We start from the raw sequence: 17,004 nt of genomic DNA, 5'->3' as shown, positions 1-17,004 counted from the left end.
AGTCGCTCAGGCCGAGATCTTGCCGGACGGATGGGAATCGGCCTTCTCTTCACCGTTCAATGCCTTGAGTGCCGCCTGGATGAAGCCGTCGCGCGCGGCGCCGAAGTCGAGACCGCGCGGCTCGTAGACATGGCGATGCAGAAAGAAACCGGTCATACGGAAAGCGGCGGCGAGGCTCTCGCGATCGGCGGCCCCGCCGTCTCCCGTTCTCAGAAAAGCCGGTAGCGCGAACATCTTGTCGGCCCAGGGCGCACCGGCGCTGCGGCAGACTGCGCGACCAGATTTGGGCGAGACATAGGCCAGATCCTCGCGCGTGCCGGTCGCGGCGCATTCGGTCAGGTCGAGACCGAAACCGAGATCGTTGAGAACCGCAAGCTCGAAACGGACGAAAAGCTCGCCGGCATCGGCCGGATCGTGAAGGTTTTCCAGGATGACCGCCAGTGCGTCATAGAGATGCGGATGCGGGTCCCGCTCAGGCAGCAGGCGCAACAATGCGCCCATGGCCTGGACGCCATAGACCGAGGTCGCGGCTTCCATCAATCGCGCTGCCCTGAGCGTGACCGGCTCGATGCGGAACTCGCCCAGATGTTCATGCAGGCGCGCACGCCATGTCACGTCGACCTCATTGCCTGCCTGCAGCACCGGCTGCATGGAACGCGACCGCCCGGAACGCACCATGCCGAGGTGTCGCCCGCGATCGCGCGTCATCACCTCGGCGATGACGCTGGTCTCGCCGTGACGCTTGATGCCGATGATGATGGCGTGGTCCTGCCACTGCATGCAGGGTTCTTCCTATGAACGGTCCGATTCCATTTTAGAAGAAAGAAGCGGCGCTGTCATTGACGCCGACAAGGCTCACGCGAGGCCCAACGCTTTCAACCCAGGTCGCTGAGGCCGACGCGCGTCGGGAAGACCCTGTTCAGGAATGCCAGCATGGCGCCTTCATTGAAGGGCTTCACCAGCAAGGGAATATGCTGCAGATCTTTCGGGAAATCCTGTGTGTCGGAATAGCCGCTGACGAAGCCGAACGGTATCCCGCGCTCGATCAGTATCCGCGCGAATCCAAAACTCATCGCATCACCAAGATTGACGTCGAGCATGGCGCAATCATATTGCCCGCTGTTGATCGCATCGGTTGCCTGAGCCAGGTTTCCGACGATATCAACGGTCTCAGCGCCAATCTCCCGAAGAATTTCCTCGGCTTCCATGGCAATGATCAGGCTGTCTTCAAGAATGAGAACCCTGCTCGCCATCATGATAAAGCTGCTTCCATATACGCGCCCCCGCAAGCGCTGTCTGGCCTAGATTCCCGCATCGATTCCTCTGGCCCCACACGGCCCGTTGTCCTTCCGGATGGCGCCCGCCAATCCGTGTTTCTCAGCCGCAATTCACTGCTCGTTAATAAAATCTAAAACTGGTCGAAAAGTGACAATGTCGTCAACCTATTCCGTTCCCACTCATCATAGCATTTAAAAAAGACACTGCGCCTATAGGAATGCTAGATAAAGGGTCGCCTGGTTTCGCCGAGGCCTTCCCAGCCAGCCAGTTCCGACAGGCCCTCACCGTTCAGAATTTCGCATCCACGCTCCTGCCAGCGGATCAAACCGCGCTGCGCGAGCTTCTTGAGTGTCTTGTTGGTATGAACAATCGAAAGGCCCAGCGTATCGGCTATGTGCTGCTGCGTAATCGGCAGGAAATCCTTTGTAGAGAATAGCTTGAGCACCGTGGCTCTTTGGTACAGGTAGGCGAGCAGATAGGCGGCCCTTTCAAGCGCGGTCCGCCGCCCGACACTCAGGAGATGCTCATCAAGGATGCGCTCCTCACGCGCTGCGATCCAGGTGAGATCGAAGGCAAGGGACGGATGCGTGTTGTAGAGCGTCATCAGCTTGTCTCGCTCGAAGACGCAAAGCGTCACCGGCGACAGCGCCTCGACCGAATGCTGCATTTCCCCCATGATCGTGCCCTGCAGACCGACCAGATCGCCGGCCATTACATAGTTCAGAATCTGCCTTCGACCATCTTCCAGGGTTTTATAGCGGAAACCCCACCCGGAAAGCACCGTATAGAGATGGGCACTGTGCGAACCTTCGACAAGGATGGTTGCGCCGGCATCGATCGCGAGTTCGCCGCGCTTGAAATGCGAAACAAAATTTAACTCGTCCGGGGTGAATTCTCGGAAATGCGGCAAGTCTCTTAGCGGACACATCTCGCAGGATGTCTTCAAGGCATGCGTAGCTGGCGTCTTGGCCATTGGTGACCTTATGAAATTTCGGCGGGACAGCCCCTCACGCCTAGGCAGTTTCAGACACACTAATGCACAAAACCGAGCCCAGTTCTACGATGATGTTTCCTGTCGGGAATACTGTCCGCCAAGTCTCACGGGGTCAAATGGCGCTTCCTCAACGAGGAAATTCGAGGCCCATTTCGCGGAAGCGTTCGGGATCGTCGCCCCAGTTCTCGCGCACCTTGACGAACAGGAAGAGATGTACGGGCTGTTCGAGGATTTCCGAGAGTTCCTTGCGCGAAGCGGTCGAGATCGCCTTGATCGTCTCGCCGGCCTTGCCGAGCGCGATCTTCTTCTGGCTTTCACGCTCGACGTAGATCACCTGCTCGATGCGGACCGAGCCATCCTTGCGCTCTTCCCACTTTTCCGTTTCCACATGCGAGGAATAGGGAAGCTCCTGATGAAGGCGCAGGAACAGCTTTTCGCGGGTGATTTCGGCCGCAAGCTGGCGCATCGGTAGGTCGGAAATCTGGTCCTCCGGATAGTACCAGGGGCCTTCCGGCAGGGTTGCGGCGAGATAATTCATGACGTCGTCGCAGCCGGAGCCGTTTTCGGCCGAGATCATGAATGTCTGGTCGAACTTGATCTTCTCGTTGGCCGCAGCGGCGAGCGCCAGCAGGTCTTCCCGCTTGACGCGGTCGATCTTGTTGAGAACGAGGATCTTCGGCTGGTGGACTTCGTTCAGCCCTTCCAGAATGGCCTCGGCGTCGCCGCGCAAGCCGCGCTCACTGTCGATCAGCAGCATGATGAGGTCGGCATCCTTGGCACCGCCCCAGGCGCTTGTCACCATCGCGCGATCGAGGCGACGGCGCGGCTTGAAGATGCCTGGTGTGTCCATGAAGACGATCTGCGCGTTGTCATGGATTGCGATGCCGCGCACGATGGCGCGCGTCGTCTGCACCTTGTGGCTGACGATCGAAACCTTCGCGCCGACCAGCCGATTGACCAGCGTGGATTTGCCGGCATTTGTCGGGCCTATCAAGGCAACAAAGCCGGAATGGGTCGGACGATCATTGGTTTCGGGCGCGCCGTCGCCGGCCGCCATGTCTTCGTTTTCTGTCATTCTATCCGTCATTTCCTGGCGGGCAACGCCTGCCATACACCTTCCCGCTCCAATATCCGTGTCGCGGCCACCTGTTCGGCAGCGCGCTTGGAGCGGTCTATTCCGGTCTCGGGCGCAGTTCCGGCAACTTCCACCGTCACTGTGAAGCGGGGATCATGGTCCGGTCCGCTGCGCTCTTCAACCCGGTAATTCGGCGTCACGCCAAACTTTGCGTGCGCCCATTCCTGCAATTCGGTCTTGGCATCCCGTCGGGCGCCGTCAGGATGTATAGCACGGCCTTCCCAGTAGCGCAGGATGAACTTGCGCGCTACCTCAAGTCCGCCATCAAGGTAGAGCGCTGCAATCAGGCTCTCGACCACATCGGCGCGAACGTTCAGCATCCGCTTGCCTGTCAGCTTCTTTACGTCGGCGCCGGTGCGGATGAAGAGATGCAGTTCGAGCTCGTCAGCGACCTGCGCGCAGGTTTCGGCGCTGACAAGCTGATTGAGGCGAACGGAAAGCTCACCCTCCGAAGCAGCGCCGAAGGTCTTGAACAGCAATTCGGCGATGCAGAGGCCGAGTACGCGGTCGCCCAGAAACTCCAGCCGCTCGTAATTGGCACCCTTGACGGTACGGGCACTGGCATGGGTCAGGGCCCGGTCTAGGCGCTCCCTTTCCGCAAACTCATGTCCTATGGCAAGTTCCAGCCGGGCACGGTCCGCCGATGAGAGCGTCAATGATTTCGTCATTCGACAACCTTGAAGAGACGGTCCCAACGCATGTTGGTCGGCCATTTCCAGATCTCGCGGAACGAGGTGTCGTTGCCGAGCGAGAAGAAGATGATGCTGGCGCGGCCGACAAGGTTTTCCGCAGGCACGTAACCGACGTCAAAACGGCTATCGAGGGAGTTGTCGCGGTTGTCGCCCATCATGAAAAAGTGGCCCGGCGGAACGATGAATTCCTGGGTGTTGTCGCCGCGGGAAACCGGGGATTGATCGAGCGTATCGTAGGTCTTGCCGTTATCCAGCACTTCCTTGTAGACGGGCACGTCTTCGCCGGGATCGAGCTTGTAATCGGACGTAAAGGTACCATCCGGCTGGCGCGGCACGGCCTTACCGTTGATGTAGAGGATATCGTCCTTGACCTGGATATGATCGCCGGGCAGACCGACCACCCGCTTGATGTAGTCGATGTCAGGGTTGGGCGGGAAACGGAAGACCACGACGTCGCCGCGCTTCGGATCGCTGCCGAAAATACGGCCGCTGAACAGGTTGAGACTGCCGGGCAGCGAATACTTCGAATAGCCGTATGCGAACTTGTTGACGAAGATGTAGTCGCCGACGAGAAGCGTCGGCATCATCGAGCCGGAGGGAATAGTAAAAGGCTGAAAGAACACCGTTCGGATGACCAATGCCAGGAGCAACGCCTGGATAATGACCTTGATGTTTTCCAGAAGGGCATTCGATTGTTTTTCGGCTTTCTCGGACACGCGGTCTTATTCCTTTTTCGCACACCCACGGCGTAATTTGCTGAGGCACTCTCTAACCGCTTCATATCACGGCGGCAATGGTATGAACATTAAAAGCCGTCAAGGGGAGCGGATCACGCCTGGGATGGCAGGGCTTCGATGATCACAAAGGCTTGAGCCAAAGGAAAGTCATCCGTTATCGTCAGGTGGATTGCGGCATGGTGGCCTTCGGGAAGCATGGAGGCCAATCGGCTCGCCGCTCCGCCTGTCAGTTGCATCGTGGGCTTGCCGCTCGGCAGATTGACGACACCCATGTCACGCCAGAAAACGCCCTGAGCAAGCCCGGTGCCGAGAGCCTTGGAACAGGCCTCCTTGGCAGCAAAGCGTTTCGCATAGGAGGCGGCCCTGTTCTTGCGCCCATCCGACTTGGCGCGCTCGATATCGGTAAAGCAGCGCTGGGTAAAACGCTCGCCGAAGCGCTCGATCGACTTCTCGACGCGCCTAATATCGATCAGATCGCTGCCGATCCCGATGATCATGAGAAGGACCTCTCTTCTGGCATGGTGAAGCCGGCGCTCCGTCAGACGCTGGAAGCATTGTCCGCAGCGAGCGTCATGCGCGCCCGCGCACGCTCCATGAGACGATGCCTTCGCCGCGTCTGAAAACTCTTCACGCCATAATAGGTCACGGCGTAGACGATGACGCCCGAGATGATCGCCGGAGGAATCCCGCCAATCAGCATCGGCTCCAGCACCGGGCCCCACAGTTGCGACAGGTCGAGCTTATGGAAGAGTGCCGGCAGGTCTATGCCGTTCTGCTGGCCGCCATCCCTTTGCAGGATGATGTGGCCGATCTCCCAGGTGATGCCCCAGATGAACGGATAGGTGATCGGATTGCCTGCCGCGAGACAGCCGAGCGCTGCCGCAACCAGATTGCCGGCAACGAGATAGGACAGGACGATCGCCATGATGATGTGGACGCCGATGAAGGGCGTCCAAGAGACGACGATGCCGGCGGTAAAGCCCGCCGCGATCGCGTGCGGCGACGCAGTTAGCCGCACGATGCGCTTCTGGAAGTAGAGAATCGGGCGATGGAACCCTTTGCGCGGCCACAGGGCCTCGCGCAACTTTTCCTTTAATCCCGGTGGTTTTCGGCGACGGAACAACATGTCGCCTATGTAGTGCAACGGACGCCGCCATGACAAGGGCGACAAGACATATTACGCAGCCAATAGCCTGTTGCAGTTCTTTACTCGCAAGGGGCGTTGCGAATCTGCCGCCCCTACACCAACTTCAAAGTATTAATCAGCTATTAATACCGACGGAACAGGCCGCGGTCTACCTGGCGCTGACGATACTCAAGATCAAAGCGGTCATGCGAGTTGTTCAGGTAAGCCATTTCACGTTCCTCAACACTCGGAACGCGCAGGGCACGGGCGATCTTCTTGATAGGGGTAAACATTGGTTCTTCCTTTTTTCGGTTTCGATTATCCGATGACCAGAAGATAGGCCCTGCAAAGATTAATTACCACCTCTCTAAAATAGAGACAGCCATGCGCAAGACGCATGTCTAAGCCTCCAGATCGGAGAAACTGATCATAAAACGATCACAAAATGTGCAATCGCCTCCAAAATGAGGCGATAGAGCGGCTTAACTATTCGTAAAGCCGCTTTACCGTGGCGATGCAATCGAGCTCCTTCAGCTGCACCAGGAGCTGGTTGAGCTGCCTGAGATCCCAGACTTCGACATCGAGCTGCATTTCCGTAAAGTCCGCCGCCACCCTCACCGTGTTGAGGAGGCGAATGTTGACATCGATGTCAGCAACGGTTTGGGCCACCTTTGCAAGCGTGCCCGGCTCGTTCAGTGCATTGACGAGGATGCGGGCGGCAAAGCGGGATTTGTTGGCCTCGTCGAGATCCCAGCGCACATCGATCCACCGCTCCGGCTCATCGTCGAAGCGTTGGAGTACCGGCGACTGGATCGGGTAGATGGTGATACCCTTGCCCTTCTCCATGATGCCGACGATCCGATCGCCCGGAACGGCTCCGGTCGGTGCGAAATGCACCTCGACATCGGAGGCTAGCCCGCGGATCGGCAATGCCTCGGCTCCCTCTAGAACGGCGATGTCCGATGTACTCCCATCCGGGATCTTGAAGATCATCCCCGACGCGCTGCGCACGTTGAACCAGCCTGCATCGCCGGCGGGCTTGACGGTTACGCGCTCGTCCTGATGGTCGGGATAGACGGCGCGCAACACATCAAGCGACGACATCTCCCCTCGCCCGACGGCGGCGATCGCGTCTTCAACGTCCTTCTGGCCGAGACGATGCAGCGCCGGCTTCAGCGCCTCACGGGAAAAGATCTTGCCGGCGCGCTCGAATGTGCGCTCCAGAATGCGATGGCCGAGGCCGGCATATTGCTTGCGGATCGCCATGCGTGTCGCACGGCGGATGGCCGCGCGCGCCTTGCCGGTCACCACGATCTCTTCCCAGGCGGCGGGAGGAACCTGCACGCCTGAACGAATGATCTCGACCTCATCGCCATTGTTGAGACGGGTAACCAGGGGCATGATCCGGCCGTTGATCTTGGCGCCGACGGTCGTGTCGCCGATGTTGGTATGGACCGCATAGGCAAAGTCGATCGGCGTCGCACCGCGCGGCAGCGCGATCAGCTTGCCCTTCGGCGTGAAGCAGAAGACCTGGTCCTGGAAGAGTTCAAGCTTGGTGTGCTCCAGGAATTCTTCGGGGCTGTCGCCTTCCGCCAGAGCCTCGATCGTATGGCGAAGCCAGGAATAGGCATTGCTCTCGCGCGACAGCAGTTCGCCCTCGGCGTTGACGCCTTCCTTATAGAGCGTGTGGGCCGCAATGCCGTATTCGGCGATCTCGTGCATGCGCCGCGTGCGGATCTGCAGTTCGATACGCTGGCTGGACGGACCGACGATGGTGGTGTGCAGCGAGCGGTAATCGTTCTGCTTCGGCGTCGAGATGTAATCCTTGAAGCGGCCGGGAACGACGCGCCAGCGCGTGTGGACGATGCCGAGTGCGCGATAGCAGTCGGGGATATCTTCGACGAGCAGCCGGAAGCCATAGACATCGGACAGCTGCTCGAAGGAGAGCGACTTCGACTGCATCTTGCGAAAGACCGAATAGGGCTTCTTCTGCCGGCCCTTGACCACCGCGTGCGAGAGGCCGTTGACGACAAGGAGATCGCTGAGCTCCGTCTCGATCTTCTTGACCAGACCCTCATTGCGCCGCGACAGCTCCTCCAGCCGCTTGGTGACCGTGTCGTGTGCCTCAGGGTTGATATAGCGGAAGGAAAGCTCCTCCAGCTCGTCGCGCATGTCCTGCATACCCATGCGGCCGGCGAGCGGCGCATAGATATCCATCGTCTCTTCGGAAATGCGGGCGCGCTTTTCCTGCGACATGTGCTCCAGCGTGCGCATGTTGTGCAGCCGGTCGGCAAGCTTGACCAGGAGAACGCGGACATCGTCGGAGATGGCAAGCAGGAGCTTGCGCAGATTTTCCGCCTGCTTCGCCTTCTTGGTGACGAGGTCGAGCTTCTTGATCTTCGTCAGGCCCTCGACAAGACGACCGATGTCTTCACCGAACAGCTCGTCGATTTCGGCGCGCGTGGCGGTCGTATCTTCGATCGTGTCGTGCAGAAGTGCTACGGCGATCGTCGATTCATCCAGGTGCATGTCGGTGAGGATGGCGGCGACTTCGAGGGGATGCGAGATATAAGGGTCGCCGCTGGCGCGTTTCTGCTGTCCATGCTTCTGCATGGCATAGACGTAGGCTTTGTTGAGAAGAGCTTCGTTGGCGTCGGACTTGTATTTTTGCACGCGCTCAACGAGCTCGTATTGCCGCATCATCCAACGTCACTCCTAGCAAAAAATAAAAGCGCGCCAATCGGACGACTGGCGCACGCAATTACTCATATTATCGCTCCGGAATAGAGCATCAAGATTGACGATTAGTAATCGTCGCTCTTTTCCGGCGGAACAAGGCCTTCGATACCGGCAAGAAGCTCTTCTTCCGACATCTGATCGAAGGTGACCGCTTCCGGCTGGTCTTCGTCCGCATCGCTTTCGGTCGAAGCGACAGCGCCGGCAGCAGCAAGGCTTGCCGGATCGGGTTCCGGCTCGTCGACTTCGACATGCTTCTGCAGCGAATGGATCAGATCTTCCTTGAGATCGTCGGGAGAAAGCGTCTCTTCAGCGATTTCGCGCAGAGCAACGACCGGGTTCTTGTCGTTGTCGCGGTCGATGGTAATCGCAGCGCCCTGCGAAACGAGGCGGGCGCGATGGCTGGCGAGCAAAACGAGCTCGAACCGGTTCTCTACCTTATCAATGCAATCTTCTACTGTGACACGGGCCATTGCCTGTCCTTTACGGTCATGATGTCTTCGACATGTCTGGAGTTAGCATGCCCGATACAATCAAAAGAAGGCAAATTCAAGTTTTTCCTGCCTCCCCCCTCCCAATTGCTTGTTCTTACGCTAAAATTCCTTATACAAAAACACGCATTCTACTTATGGTTGCTTGGAATATCCCGAATCGTGCCCTAAATCTCGTTTATATGAATGATTCATAAAGTAAGTGAATTATTCCGCGCCATCGCGCAAAGCTTTGTTTTGATTGCATTTTGGCGAAGGTAATTGCGTTTTTGATAACAATGGATAAGCAAGTGATGTTTGACCCACGCGAAAAAATTGCACTTTTCATAGATGGCGCCAATCTCTACGCTGCATCAAAGAGCCTTGGCTTCGACATCGACTACAGGAAGCTGCTGAAGGCATTCCAAAAGCGGGGCTATCTGCTGCGGGCCTATTATTACACGGCCCTTATCGAAGATCAGGAATATTCCTCGATCCGCCCGCTGATCGACTGGCTCGACTACAACGGCTACAAGGTAATTACCAAGCCTGCCAAGGAGTTCACTGACTCCATGGGTCGCCGCAAGATCAAGGGAAACATGGATATCGAGCTGGCCATCGACGCGATGGAACAGTCCGAAACCGTCGACCATCTGGTGATCTTTTCCGGCGATGGCGACTTCACCACGCTGGTCGAGGCGCTGCAGCGACGGGGCCGAAAAGTATCGGTCATCTCGACGATGGCAACACAACCCCCGATGATTGCCGACGACCTGCGCCGGCAGGCCGATCACTTCATCGACCTCATTTCCCTGAAGGCCGAAATCGGCCGCGATCCGTCCGAACGACCCGTCCGCCAGACGGAACCGACGACGACAGAGGCCGATCACTAAGTTCGATGGGGTGGCGGATATGCGCCAACCCATCCTACGGAGATCACTCGGCCGGCGGCAGACGTGTCAATTCGTCGGCGCTGTCGAAGGTAAGATCATCCTTGCCGGTCCTCACACCAAACGTCGTTCCATGACTGCGCAACGACCGCTCCGAGATATCGATGAGCGGCTGCGCCTGAATTTGGTGAGCGAGCGGCAGAGGTTCGCCATGCTCTTGCGATGACGGATCATTCACGAGGATGCTTGCGCGTTCGCCGCGGGCGACTTCGAGCTGCCCGGCCATGATCGCGCGCTCCGCTCTCAGTTGACGAATTTCGGCTTTGGCAATTTCGAGGCTCGTCCGCAGCTGGTCGACATCATGACGGTCGGTCTCTGCGCGCATGTCCATGTCGCGGCGCAAGGTCTCCGTCTCGCGATCACGTCGGCTACGAAGCCCTTCGGATTCCTTCAGCCGAATGGTCAACTCATTGCACTGCGCGGCAAGGTCACGACGGGCAGCTTCGCTCTCCGCCGCGGTCGAACGAACGCGCGTGAGTTCCGACTCAAACCGCTCTGCCCGCGACGAGGCCGTTGCAAGATCGGACCGTACGCGCTTCAGCTCTGCCCTTGCGGTCTGCAGCTCTTCATCGGTCATCTTGTTGCGGCCATTGGCCGTCAGCAACAGCTTCTCGACGAGTTCCGCCTTGGATCCTACCGCTTCCTGCTTGGTGTTAAGCTGCGCGATCTCCAGAGCGGAAGAGGCCTGCAGATTTTCAAATTCTTCTTCAAGCCGTCGATGCCGCTCTTCGAAGATGGAAAGCTCCTGCTTGAGGCCTGAAGCGCTGGATTGAAGGTTGCGAACCAAGGCCTCCTGCTGCGCGAGGCTGCTTCTCAGATGGCTTCTCTCTTCGTTCAGGCGCGCCAGTTCGCGGGTATGAATCCCGTTCTCCCGACGCGTGGTCTCCATCAGAAGCTGATGTGCTGTCGTTTCCTGATCCAGCTTGTTGCGCGCAGCGGCGAATTCGCGGCTGCGCAGGTCCAATTCCTGCTGGGTCCGCTTGAGAAGCGTCGTCGCCTGATCATATTGACCGGCCTGCTCGGCCAATTCCCTTTCGACATCGAGCAGGCGCGTTTCGACGATCGTAAACTCCTTGCTCTTCACTTCATGCAAGGCCTGCAGCTTCACAAGCTCGTCGTGCACTGCTTCGATCTCGATAAGGAGCTGCGCGTTGTCCGCCCTCATCCCCTTGTTCTCAGTGGCGAGGCGAACGCTGTCCTGCTCGAATTTGCGGCGGGCGCTACCCTCGTAGTCCAGCAAGGAGGTGACACGCGCGCACTCGGAGCGCAGTGCGCCGACTTCGTCCAGCGAGCGGCTGTGGGCTCCAAGCAAGGAAGACACACGCTCCTGAATGGATGCCAGGCTGGCCATCAATTCGTGCGAAGACTGCTGATTTTCCTCCAGCGCGGAACCGAATGCCTCATAGTCGGAGACGTCAGGAGCAACAAATGGAGCAGCTACGGATTCAGTGGCCAGTGTAGATACCGGAGCGAAAACGCTCTCGTTTCTGGGCATCGCAAATCCGCCCTTTGCGCTGTCCTCGTTCCGACGAAAAAAACTTCTGACCATCCGTAGACCCCATTGGATATGAAATTTCTATAACGCTTCTATGTCGACATGATTTTGTACTAATAAAGGAGATTATGCACCAATAACTACTTTAGCTTTTTGAGTTAAACTCCCGGTTGGCGCAAGTAAAACGCGCCTAAGATTGCAAGTCAAAGACAGCGCGCCGGCGGAGGATGATCCGCAAGGGGAAATCAACAGCTTTTTTCATCGATCGAAGAAGGCGCCAGAATCCCGGGCTCATCATTCCCCTGATTATTGAGGGGAATGATGAGTGCGAGCCACAGCGAACTCAGATTCCTGCCAACGCGACGGTCGGCAGGAATGCACAAACTCACTCTGACGAGATGATACCGGCAGCAGTTCGGCTCTGCGGTTCAGCCGTTGTCCTTGAGCAGGCGGCTCTTCTGCCGGTTCCAATCGCGTTCCTTTTCGGACTCGCGCTTGTCATGCAGCTTCTTGCCCTTTGCCAGCGCCAGTTCCAGCTTGGCGCGGCCCTGATCGTTGAAATAGATCTTCAACGGGATCAACGTCATGCCTTCGCGGTTTACCCCGACACGCAGGCGACCGATTTCGCGCGACGACAGCAGAAGCTTGCGGCGGCGGCGGGGCTCATGGTTGAAACGGTTGGCCTGCAGATATTCCGGCAGATAGGAATTGATCAGCCAGATTTCGCCGTCCTCGTCGGATGCGTAGGATTCGGCGATGTTTGCCTTGCCTTCGCGCAGCGACTTGACCTCGGTGCCCATAAGCATGAGCCCGGCTTCATAGGTGTCGATGATCTCATAGTTGAAGCGGGCCTTGCGGTTCTCGGCCACGATCTTCTTTACGACGCGTTGGCTGCCTTTGGGTGCCATTGTTCCATCCTCGAAATTCCAGCAGCGACTTGCGCATACGAGAATGCGGGGCCTACTGACTTACAAGCCTTAAATAAGCGAGCGCGTCGATAATGTGAAGACGGCAGCGGGAGACACGTCCTGTGCCCCCCGTCATCTCTCGTCAGTTCAGGAGGCCTGCGTGACGCATCGCGGCGTCGATTGCGGCTTCCGTGGCTGGCTCGAGCGTCGACATCAGCGGCGAGCGGACGTTGCGGCTCATGCGGCCGAGACGCCAGAGGCCGTATTTGGCGCCGCAGACGCCGGGCTCCATGAAGATCGCCTTGTGCAGAGGCATCAGGCGGTCCTGATATTCCAGCGCGCTTGCGTAATCGCCGGAAAGCATGGCGGCTTGGAACTCTGCGCTCAGGCGCGGCGCGATATTTGCCGTTACCGAAATACATCCGACGCCACCATGGGCGTTGAAGCCAAGGGCTGTTGCATCCTCACCGGACAGCTGACGGAAATCCTTGCCGCAAGTTATCCGCTGCTCCGAGACGCGCTCGATCTTGCCGGTCGCATCCTTGACGCCGACGATATTGGAATGGGCGTTTGCAAGCGCACCCATCGTCTCCGGCGACATGTCGATAACCGAGCGGCCCGGAATATTATAGATGTAGATCGGAAGCTTCACGGCCTGCGCGACCGCGGAGAAATGGGCGAAAAGACCCTTCTGCGTCGGCTTGTTGTAATAGGGCGTCACCAGGAGAATGGCGTCGGCGCCAACCTCTTCGGCGTGCTGAGCCAGTTCGATCGCTTCGCGCGTATTGTTGGATCCTGCGCCTGCCATGACGGGTACCCGCTTCGCGGCGACCTCGATGCAGAGCTCGACCACCCGTTTGTGCTCAGCATGAGACAGGGTCGGCGATTCACCGGTCGTGCCGACGGGCACGAGCCCGCTGCTTCCTTCCTTGATCTGCCAGTCGACATGGGACGCGAAAGATGCCTCGTCGAACTTGCCTTCATCGGTGAAGGGAGTAACGAGAGCGGGAATGGATCCCTTGAACATGCAAGTCTCCTCAAGGCCGGACATTCATGCTTCGGCCGCATTCCATAGTTATGAATCCGCGCACCATAAAGCGACGACTTGACTGCGACAAGCGCGCTTTGCATGGTTCAGGGCAAATTCCGATATCATAATTGATTGAAATTCAGTGCCTGCGCTAAGGTTTCGTTAAGATGCCTTTCGGCAAATGGAGGGGGCCCGATTTTCTTGTTGCGAGTACCTGGATGAAAAAAACCGTCCTGATCCTGTCCGCCGCTGGCATGGCCTTCGCGTGGAGCAGCGTCGCATCGCAACTTCCTGGGCAGAACGTACCGACGCCGGGCAGCAAACCGACCACCGACGTGGCCATGACCGTGCCGGAAGAGGATGTCATCACCGGCTCCATCCCCCGGCCTTCGGGGGAAACGCCGGTCAATAGCGACCTCAAGGTGGGTCTTGATGCCCTCTCCTCCAAGAACCCGCTAAAGGCGCTTTCCGTTCGAGACGGGATGGCTGCAGGCTCGCTAGACCGACATATCCTGACCTGGGCGATCGTCACATCCGGTCAGCCCGGTGTGCCTTCGGCCGAAATCGCCGCTGCTGCGCGCGAATTGTCCGGCTGGCCCGGTCTCGGCAGCCTGCGCGGAAATTCCGAACGCGCGCTCTATAATGAGAACCCGCCCGCCGACCAGGTACTTGCCGCCTTCGGCAATACGCTGCCGGAAACACCTGAAGGTGCCGTCATCCTCTCTCGTGCGCTTGTGGCGCGCGGGCAGTCGGCAAAGGCTGCCGGGTTCATCTCCAGGATCTGGCGCACGGAAGCGCTCGACAAGCCGTTCGAAGACAAGATTCTCGCAGAATTTTCAGGGCTGCTCACCGCCGCCGACCAGAAGGCGCGTATGGACTATCTTCTCTATCGCGACCGGACAGCGCAGGCGAAGCGGTTCGGCGACCTCGGCAAGGCCCAGCCTCTCTATAATGTGCGTGCCGCCGTCAACAATCGCGCCGCCAATGCCGGTGCACTGCTGAATGCCATGGACCCGAAATGGCGCAGCGATCCGGGCTATCTTTTCGCGCGTATCGAATATCTGAGACGCCAAGATCAATATGACGACGCCGCAGCCCTGTTGCGGCAGATGCCGCGCGACCGCGCAGCGCTCGTGAACCCCAGCCAATGGTGGGACGAGCAGCGCATCATCAGCCGCGGATTGATGGATCAGGGCGAGTTCAAGGCCGCCTACAACGTCGTCGACAACAATGTCGCAACGAGCGCATCCGATATAGGCGAAGCGGAATTCCACGCGGGCTGGTATGCGCTTCGAGGCCTGCAGAACGGCGCGGCGGCGGAAACGCATTTCCGCAAGATACTTGACGTCTCCAAGGGGCCGATTTCGATGTCGCGCGCCTGGTATTGGCTGGGCCGCTCTGCGGAAGCCGGTGGGCCGGGCAAGGCAGCCGACTTCTATGTCAAGGCTGCCGGCTATCCCAGCACCTTCTATGGCCAGCTTGCCGCCGAAAAGCTCGGACGCAGGACGCTCGACGTTACCTACCCGACGCCGACGCCTGACGACAGGCAGCATTTCCAGTCACGCGAGGCGGTGCGGGCAATTTCTCGCCTTGAGGCGGCCGGTTACGGCTGGCGGGCCGATGCTCTCTATCGCGCGCTTGCCCAGCAACTGCAGAGCCCGGGTGAGATCGCCATCCTCGCTGCGCGCGCGGAGCGCGCCGGCAATCACCAGCTTTCGCTGCAGGTCGGCAAAATCGCCTATAGCCGCGGCATCGACGTCGCCGCGCTGGCATTCCCGATCGGCGTCATTCCCGATAGCGCCAATATCTCGGGCTCCGGCAAGGCGCTTGCCTATGCCATCGCCCGGCAGGAAAGCGCCTTCAATCCCGAGGCCGTATCCGCGGCAAATGCGCGTGGCCTTTTGCAGCTTCTGCCGAAGACGGCAAAGGCCGTGGCCGACCGCCATGGCATAGCATATTCCGCAAATAAACTGACTCAGGATCCTGGCTATAATGCAACGCTCGGCGCGCACTATCTCGGCGAGCAGATCGACGCATTCGGCGGTTCCTACATCCTGACTTTCGTCGCCTATAATGCCGGCCCCAACAAGGTTCCGGACTGGATCAGCCGCTATGGCGATCCGCGCGGCAAGTCGCTCGACGATGTCATCGACTGGATCGAGCGGATCCCCTTCCCCGAGACGCGCAACTATGTCCAGCGTGTCATGGAGAACTACCAGGTTTACAAGGCGAGGCTCGGCCAGAAGACCGATATCGAGCACGACCTGGTCTACGGTCGAGGTTAAGCAGAGCAGCCCCTCAACGCATCTGTCGCAGTCTGAGACACCCCTGCGTGCGCATCCCCTAAATTAGAGGGGTTACTCGAAGGGAGTAGGTTGTCGAAACCCCTAAAATACAGTTACAACTGTCGCGCGGAATGACGTCCGCGAGGTGCGCCGATGACCAGCGATTATGAAACTGGCTTTCTTGCTCGGATATTCACGGCCTCTGATGGGCTGAAGCTCTATGCGCGCGACTATGGACACGACAACCCATTGACTGCCGATCGCGCCCCCGTTCTCTGCCTGCCGGGGCTGACGCGAAATTCCCGCGACTTCCACCAACTTGCTCTGATCCTGTCGCGCGATACGATCGCGCCGCGCCGGGTGATCACGGTCGACGCGCGCGGCCGCGGCCTTTCGACATGGGACGAAGACAAGAGCCATTACAATCTGAACGTCGAGGCGGATGACGTGCTTTCCGCCTGCGCCGTTTTCGACATAGCGCAGGCTGCCTTCATCGGCACGTCGCGCGGCGGCCTTGTGCTGCACATAATTGCTGGCACGCGCCCCGATATTCTGAAAGCTGTCGTGCTAAACGATATCGGCCCGGTTCTGGAAATGGAGGGACTGCACGACATCCGGACCTATCTCAATCGCGAGCGGAAGCCTGCGGACTGGGATGACGCTGCAGAAATACTCAAGGAGAATCACGGCGCGAGTTTTCCGGCGCTGATCGCGGACGATTGGCAGGACATGGCTTACGCCATCTATGCCGAGATCGAGGGAAAGGTTACGGCGGATTTCGATCCGGCAATTGCGACGCAAATGCTGGCGCTCGACCTGGACGCGCCGCTGCCCGATCTCTGGCAACAGTTCGACGGCTTCAACAGCATCCCAATGATGGTGATTCGCGGCGAGAATTCAAAGCTTCTGTCGGCCGCGACGGTCACGGAAATGGAAAAGCGGCATCCCGGCATGATCGCAGTCGAGGCGATGGGACAAGGTCATGCGCCGCTTCTGCATCTCGACAATATTCCGCACGCGATACAGAGCTTCCTCGCCGCAAATTCATAAAGGCGGTTTGCCGCTAAGGGCGCCGTCCTCAGAGCGTTTCTGCTCTTCCCCGAAACACTGACGGGCTCAACTTTTTGTTTTTCCGAAATTGCGGACACAGGGTCGCCGCGGCCGGAAT

16 protein-coding genes and 1 pseudogene are annotated in these 17,004 nt (G+C 58.6%); 3 read left to right on the top strand and 14 right to left on the bottom strand.

The window, feature by feature from the left end:
• Positions 1-6: 6 nt before the first annotated feature.
• The 11 genes and pseudogenes from recO to rpoZ all read right to left on the bottom strand — a co-directional run bounded on the left by recO (position 7) and on the right by rpoZ (position 9,171).
• Positions 7-780: a DNA repair protein RecO gene (gene recO, locus DTW90_RS14795; protein ID WP_132517260.1), complete on the bottom strand. Its 774-nt coding sequence runs from the start codon at positions 778-780 to the stop codon at positions 7-9.
• A 95-nt stretch (positions 781-875) separates the two neighbouring features.
• Positions 876-1,259, bottom strand: a pseudogene (locus DTW90_RS14790) (hypothetical protein); the annotation flags it as partial.
• A gap of 239 nt (positions 1,260-1,498) precedes the next feature.
• Entirely contained in the window at positions 1,499-2,251 is a 753-nt protein-coding gene (locus DTW90_RS14785; protein WP_132517264.1) for a Crp/Fnr family transcriptional regulator, read from the bottom strand.
• 148 nt (positions 2,252-2,399) lie between these two features.
• On the bottom strand, positions 2,400-3,347 hold the full coding sequence (era, locus tag DTW90_RS14780; protein ID WP_149339265.1) for a GTPase Era: 948 nt from the start codon (positions 3,345-3,347) through the stop codon (positions 2,400-2,402).
• Between the two features lie 8 nt (positions 3,348-3,355).
• Positions 3,356-4,075 (bottom strand): ribonuclease III, encoded by a 720-nt coding sequence (rnc, locus tag DTW90_RS14775; protein ID WP_149339263.1) that lies wholly within the window; start codon positions 4,073-4,075, stop codon positions 3,356-3,358.
• Positions 4,072-4,815: a signal peptidase I gene (lepB, locus tag DTW90_RS14770; RefSeq protein ID WP_132517270.1), complete on the bottom strand. Its 744-nt coding sequence runs from the start codon at positions 4,813-4,815 to the stop codon at positions 4,072-4,074. The genes rnc and lepB overlap by 4 nt, the downstream gene beginning before the upstream one ends.
• 113 nt (positions 4,816-4,928) lie before the next feature.
• Positions 4,929-5,333, bottom strand: a complete 405-nt coding sequence (acpS, locus tag DTW90_RS14765) for a holo-ACP synthase (RefSeq protein WP_132517272.1) — start codon at positions 5,331-5,333, stop codon at positions 4,929-4,931.
• 41 nt (positions 5,334-5,374) lie between these two features.
• On the bottom strand, positions 5,375-5,962 hold the full coding sequence (locus DTW90_RS14760) for a DUF2062 domain-containing protein (RefSeq protein ID WP_132518058.1): 588 nt from the start codon (positions 5,960-5,962) through the stop codon (positions 5,375-5,377).
• Positions 5,963-6,105: 143 nt separating this feature from the next.
• Entirely contained in the window at positions 6,106-6,255 is a 150-nt protein-coding gene (locus DTW90_RS14755; RefSeq protein WP_132517274.1) for a DUF3563 family protein, read from the bottom strand.
• A gap of 193 nt (positions 6,256-6,448) precedes the next feature.
• Entirely contained in the window at positions 6,449-8,665 is a 2,217-nt protein-coding gene (locus tag DTW90_RS14750) for a bifunctional (p)ppGpp synthetase/guanosine-3',5'-bis(diphosphate) 3'-pyrophosphohydrolase (protein ID WP_149339261.1), read from the bottom strand.
• Positions 8,666-8,766: 101 nt separating this feature from the next.
• Positions 8,767-9,171, bottom strand: a complete 405-nt coding sequence (gene rpoZ / locus DTW90_RS14745) for a DNA-directed RNA polymerase subunit omega (RefSeq protein ID WP_132517278.1) — start codon at positions 9,169-9,171, stop codon at positions 8,767-8,769.
• 311 nt (positions 9,172-9,482) lie between these two features.
• On the opposite strand from rpoZ, the gene DTW90_RS14740 reads away from it, so the two are divergent.
• Positions 9,483-10,061 (top strand): NYN domain-containing protein, encoded by a 579-nt coding sequence (locus DTW90_RS14740; RefSeq protein WP_132517280.1) that lies wholly within the window; start codon positions 9,483-9,485, stop codon positions 10,059-10,061.
• A 43-nt stretch (positions 10,062-10,104) separates the two neighbouring features.
• On the opposite strand, the gene DTW90_RS14735 is transcribed toward DTW90_RS14740, so the two are convergent.
• The 3 genes from DTW90_RS14735 to dapA form a co-directional block, all read right to left on the bottom strand.
• Complete coding sequence (locus tag DTW90_RS14735; RefSeq protein WP_246664951.1) at positions 10,105-11,613, bottom strand: hypothetical protein; 1,509 nt, start codon at positions 11,611-11,613, stop codon at positions 10,105-10,107.
• Between the two features lie 428 nt (positions 11,614-12,041).
• On the bottom strand, positions 12,042-12,521 hold the full coding sequence (gene smpB / locus DTW90_RS14730; RefSeq protein WP_132517284.1) for an SsrA-binding protein SmpB: 480 nt from the start codon (positions 12,519-12,521) through the stop codon (positions 12,042-12,044).
• Between the two features lie 142 nt (positions 12,522-12,663).
• Positions 12,664-13,548, bottom strand: coding sequence for a 4-hydroxy-tetrahydrodipicolinate synthase (dapA, locus tag DTW90_RS14725; RefSeq protein WP_149339257.1), 885 nt, complete (start codon positions 13,546-13,548; stop codon positions 12,664-12,666).
• A gap of 221 nt (positions 13,549-13,769) precedes the next feature.
• On the opposite strand from dapA, the gene DTW90_RS14720 reads away from it, so the two are divergent.
• Both DTW90_RS14720 and DTW90_RS14715 read left to right on the top strand, forming a co-directional pair.
• The gene (locus tag DTW90_RS14720; protein ID WP_149339255.1) at positions 13,770-15,836 is read left to right on the top strand and encodes a lytic transglycosylase domain-containing protein; all 2,067 of its coding nucleotides are present in this window, start codon (positions 13,770-13,772) and stop codon (positions 15,834-15,836) included.
• Positions 15,837-15,989: 153 nt separating this feature from the next.
• Positions 15,990-16,886 (top strand): alpha/beta hydrolase, encoded by an 897-nt coding sequence (locus DTW90_RS14715; protein WP_149339253.1) that lies wholly within the window; start codon positions 15,990-15,992, stop codon positions 16,884-16,886.
• Positions 16,887-17,004: the final 118 nt, after the last annotated feature.

The organism is Neorhizobium sp. P12A, assembly GCF_008365395.1.
GTDB lineage: Bacteria > Pseudomonadota > Alphaproteobacteria > Rhizobiales > Rhizobiaceae > Rhizobium.
The sequence above is the reverse complement of the archived record's forward strand: the minus strand, read 5'-3'. Positions and strand labels throughout refer to the sequence as shown.

Excerpts from the sequence above, each read along its gene's own strand:
- recO (WP_132517260.1), bottom strand. The coding sequence starts at position 780 with ATGCAGTGGCAGGACCACGCCATCATCATCGGCATCAAGCGTCACGGC.
- DTW90_RS14785 (WP_132517264.1), bottom strand. The coding sequence starts at position 2,251 with ATGGCCAAGACGCCAGCTACGCATGCCTTGAAGACATCCTGCGAGATG.
- era (WP_149339265.1), bottom strand. The coding sequence starts at position 3,347 with ATGACAGAAAACGAAGACATGGCGGCCGGCGACGGCGCGCCCGAAACC.
- rnc (WP_149339263.1), bottom strand. The coding sequence starts at position 4,075 with ATGACGAAATCATTGACGCTCTCATCGGCGGACCGTGCCCGGCTGGAA.
- acpS (WP_132517272.1), bottom strand. The coding sequence starts at position 5,333 with ATGATCATCGGGATCGGCAGCGATCTGATCGATATTAGGCGCGTCGAG.
- DTW90_RS14760 (WP_132518058.1), bottom strand. The coding sequence starts at position 5,962 with ATGTTGTTCCGTCGCCGAAAACCACCGGGATTAAAGGAAAAGTTGCGC.
- DTW90_RS14755 (WP_132517274.1), bottom strand. The coding sequence starts at position 6,255 with ATGTTTACCCCTATCAAGAAGATCGCCCGTGCCCTGCGCGTTCCGAGT.
- DTW90_RS14750 (WP_149339261.1), bottom strand. The coding sequence starts at position 8,665 with ATGATGCGGCAATACGAGCTCGTTGAGCGCGTGCAAAAATACAAGTCC.
- rpoZ (WP_132517278.1), bottom strand. The coding sequence starts at position 9,171 with ATGGCCCGTGTCACAGTAGAAGATTGCATTGATAAGGTAGAGAACCGG.
- DTW90_RS14740 (WP_132517280.1), top strand. The coding sequence starts at position 9,483 with ATGTTTGACCCACGCGAAAAAATTGCACTTTTCATAGATGGCGCCAAT.
- DTW90_RS14735 (WP_246664951.1), bottom strand. The coding sequence starts at position 11,613 with ATGCCCAGAAACGAGAGCGTTTTCGCTCCGGTATCTACACTGGCCACT.
- smpB (WP_132517284.1), bottom strand. The coding sequence starts at position 12,521 with ATGGCACCCAAAGGCAGCCAACGCGTCGTAAAGAAGATCGTGGCCGAG.
- dapA (WP_149339257.1), bottom strand. The coding sequence starts at position 13,548 with ATGTTCAAGGGATCCATTCCCGCTCTCGTTACTCCCTTCACCGATGAA.
- DTW90_RS14720 (WP_149339255.1), top strand. The coding sequence starts at position 13,770 with ATGAAAAAAACCGTCCTGATCCTGTCCGCCGCTGGCATGGCCTTCGCG.
- DTW90_RS14715 (WP_149339253.1), top strand. The coding sequence starts at position 15,990 with ATGACCAGCGATTATGAAACTGGCTTTCTTGCTCGGATATTCACGGCC.